This is a genomic window from Actinomyces sp. ICM47, assembly GCF_000278725.1.
In the GTDB taxonomy this organism is placed as follows: Bacteria; Actinomycetota; Actinomycetes; order Actinomycetales; family Actinomycetaceae; genus Pauljensenia.
In genome coordinates, this window is sequence record NZ_ALCA01000072.1 from 1 (window position 1) to 3,582 (window position 3,582).

Annotated in this window: 3 protein-coding genes; 2 read left to right on the plus strand and 1 reads right to left on the minus strand. The window is 65.8% G+C overall.

Annotated elements, in window-relative coordinates:
* Positions 1–304: 304 nt before the first annotated feature.
* The gene (locus HMPREF1136_RS04390) at positions 305–1,327 is read right to left on the minus strand and encodes a LacI family DNA-binding transcriptional regulator (RefSeq protein ID WP_009648124.1); all 1,023 of its coding nucleotides are present in this window, start codon (positions 1,325–1,327) and stop codon (positions 305–307) included.
* A 280-nt stretch (positions 1,328–1,607) separates the two neighbouring features.
* Here HMPREF1136_RS04390 and HMPREF1136_RS04395 point away from each other — a divergent pair, with 280 nt between their 5' ends.
* A complete protein-coding gene (locus HMPREF1136_RS04395; RefSeq protein WP_009648125.1) occupies positions 1,608–1,874 on the plus strand; it encodes an HPr family phosphocarrier protein in 267 nt (88 codons plus the stop codon).
* Between the two features lie 4 nt (positions 1,875–1,878).
* A complete protein-coding gene (ptsP, locus tag HMPREF1136_RS04400; RefSeq protein ID WP_009648123.1) occupies positions 1,879–3,561 on the plus strand; it encodes a phosphoenolpyruvate--protein phosphotransferase in 1,683 nt (560 codons plus the stop codon).
* Positions 3,562–3,582 lie beyond the last annotated feature (21 nt).

Here is a 3,582-nt window from a genome sequence, read left to right on the forward strand (position 1 = left end):
TTTGTTGTCGCTGGTAACCGCCTCTTCCGCACGTTAACCGGCTGATCTGAACGTGGGCGGGGGTGCCCACGTGCGGAATAGCAGGCCCACGTGCGGAAGAGGGAGTCCATGTGCAGGAACATGGGCGTGCCAGTCGATGGCCTCATACGCGGAAGGCGACGAAGAAGCGGGAGAAGACCCATCACCGCGAGGCCGAAACGGCTCATGGAGAGAGGGAGCGCCCCAATTGGGGCGCGATGGACACGCGGAAGATGGCGACAGGCGGTGTGGGCCTGTTGCCGTGGCACGAAGACCGGAATGCGAGCTATAGGCTGAGGGAACGCCCCTGAACCAGCGTGCCCGCAAACTCGAGCGTCGGAGAGGAATTATCCCCGGCCTCGTCGATGGGACGGGGGAGCGTACCCCTCATTTGCCCGAGGAGGATGTCGACAGCCGCGCGGGCAATCTGCGCGATGGGTTGACGGATAGTTGCTAGGTGAGGCAGGGCGCGGCGCATCGTTTCAGTGCCGTCGAAGCCGATGACGGACAGGTCGCCGGGTACGGACAGGCTGCGGGAGCGCGCCCACTCGAGGACTTCGGCGGCGGCCAGGTCGTCGGTGGCGAAGACTCCGTCAATGGGAGCCTGGGCGCGCGCCTCGTCGAGGCTGCCCTGCACGAGCGCGAAGCGCTGCGGGATCGGGGTGTCGAAGGGAACCGTGACGATTCGGGGTTCGAGTCCGGCGCGCGCGACCTCGGCGCGGTAGCCGGCCTCGCGCAGGTTGCGCGGTCCTGAGCGGGAGGTCAGGAGGAGCGGATGGCGTCGGCCTGCCTCGATGAGGGCGCGCGTGGCCATGGCACCTGCGTCGCGGTTCGCGCAGCGCACGTTGGGGATCGATGGGCTGAGTTCGCGGTCGATGGTGACCAGGGGCATACGGATCGTGTCGTATTCGTTGAGTCCCTCGTTGTGTGCGCCGGAGATAATGCCGTCGACGCGGTTACCCACGAGCAGGGACAGGTATTCGCGTTCGCGCTCGGCTCGGCCCATCGAATTGCAGATGAGGATGCGGTATCCGGCTTCGGCCAGCGCGTTTTCGACCTCGACGGCGAGTTCACCGAAGAACGGCAGGGAGACGGCGGGCACGATGAGGCCCACGGTCTGGGTGCTCTTGCCGTGGAGAGCGCGCGCCAGTGAGTTGGGGCGGTAGCCCAGGGTGGCGATGGCGTCGGCGACTCCGCGCTTGGTCTTTTCTGATAGGTAACCCCGGTTGTTGAGGACTCGCGAGACGGTCGTCGGGCTAACGCCGGCGAGCTGGGCGACGTCGGCCAGCGTAGGTTCGCGGGAACTCATGCTCGCTTTCCTTTCGTTGATACCTTTCTAGTCTAGTCGGTGAGCGCGCCGTGGGCCTGGTCTCTCACGGACGAGGCCGTGGCGTGTTCCGTGGGTGGCGCTCGGTAGTGCGGGGTACGGGGGAGCGTGACGGATGGTTTGTTGGCATTTATGAGGGTGATTCATCCCATCTGGCCGCGTGGTGAAATCGAGTTTTCAAATCAGTGCACTACGTCATAGTATGGGCCGTACGGGTCCCCGTGTCTCACGATGGACATGCCCGCATTCGAAAGGAACGACTATGATTTCCCGCACCGTTGCAATTGGTTCCTCTGTTGGCCTTCATGCACGCCCCGCTTCCGTCCTCGCCGAGGCCGTGGATGAGTCCGGCGTCGAGGTCACCATTGCGTTTGATGGCGAGGAGGCGGACGCTGCGTCGCTCCTCGAGATCATGACGCTGGGTGCCAAGCACGGCGACGTTGTCACCCTGTCCACCGAGGACGACGGCGCGGGCGAGGTGCTCGACTCGCTCGTCGCGCTGCTCTCGCGCGATCTCGATCAGGAGTGAGCTGATGGCGACGCACGACGTTCTGCACGGTATCGGTGTTTCCGCCGGTACCGCTGCTGCGCCCGCCGCGATCGTCCAGCCTGCGCCCGGCGTTGACACGTCGGAGCCGGGCAGCGTTGATGCTGCAGCCGACGGCGCGCGTGTCCGTGAGGCGCTCGCAGCCGTTTCCTCGCGCCTGAGTGAGCGCGCGGCAAAGGCGCCGGAAGAGACGAAGGCGATCCTGAAGGCCACGGCTCAGCTCGCGGGCGACCGCGGTCTGGCTAAGGCTGTCGATAAGAAGCTCAAGAAGGGCCTGGGTCTGACGCAGGCCGTCCATGACGCGGTCGAGGACTACGCGCAGATGCTGCGCGGCCTGGGTGGCTACATGGCGGAGCGCGCGACCGACCTGTATGACGTGCGTGACCGCGCGATCTGCGAGCTGCGTGGTCTGCCCGAGCCGGGCGTTCCTGCGTTTGAGGGGACAGTCATCCTGGTGGCCCGCGACCTGGCTCCCGCCGAGACCGCGACGCTGAACCCGGAGACCGTTCTGGGCATCATTACCGAGGTCGGTGGCCCTACGTCGCACACCGCGATTCTGGCTGCTCAGCTGGGTATTCCCGCGATCGTCAAGGCCGAGGGAATTATGAATGTCGAGGAGGGCACGATGTTGGCCCTCGACGGCGGCGTCGGCGAGGTCATCATCGCTCCTACCGAGGACGAGGTCACCCTGCTCAAGGAGCGTTCGCTGCGTCGTGCGCAGGCACTGGCCGGCTCGACCGGTAAGGGTGCGACGTTCGATGGCTACCCCGTGAAGCTCCTGGCCAACATTGGCACGGTCGATGACGCGCTCAAGGCTTCCAAGGTGGACCTGGAGGGTTCTGGCCTGTTCCGTACTGAGTTCCTGTTCCTGGAACGCGCGGACGCTCCCTCCCTGGAGGAGCAGACGGACACCTACACGAAGGTCCTGCAGGCCTTCGGTGACCGTCGCGTCGTCGTGCGTACCCTGGATGCGGGTGCGGATAAGCCGCTGAGTTTCGCGGATCTGGGTGCCGAGGAGAACCCCGCCCTAGGTGTGCGTGGCCTGCGCCTGTGCCAGAGGCGTGAGGATCTCATCGACACGCAGCTGCAGGCCCTTGCGGCCGCCTACAAGGCGACCGGTGCAGAGCTGTGGGTCATGGCCCCCATGGTTGCTACCGCCAGCGAAGCTAAGTGGTTCGCTGACAAGGCGCGCGGCTACGGCCTGCCGAAGGTCGGCATCATGATCGAGGTGCCCGCGGCAGCCCTGCGCGCCGAGCAGCTCCTGTCGATCGTGGACTTCGCCTCCATCGGCACGAACGACCTGACGCAGTACACGATGGCGGCGGACCGCCTGGATGGCAACCTGGCGACTCTGCTCAACCCGTGGCAGCCGGCCGTCCTGGAGATGATCCGTACCGCCTGCAATGGTGGTCGTGCGACGGGCAAGCCGATCGGCGTGTGCGGCGAGGCTGGCGGCGACCCGCTGCTGGCACTGGTCCTCACGGGCCTGGGTGTCGCTTCTCTGTCGATGGCACCCTCCAAGGTCAACGCGGTTCGTGCGGCCCTGCGCATGCACGACCTGGCGACCTGCCAGCAGATGGCTGCTTTCGCGGTGGACGCTCCCAACGCGAAGGAAGGCCGTGAGAACGTCCTGAAGCTGGTCGCTCCGGCCATGCTGGATCTGCTCTGATCTGCGGCGCTACGCCATAGA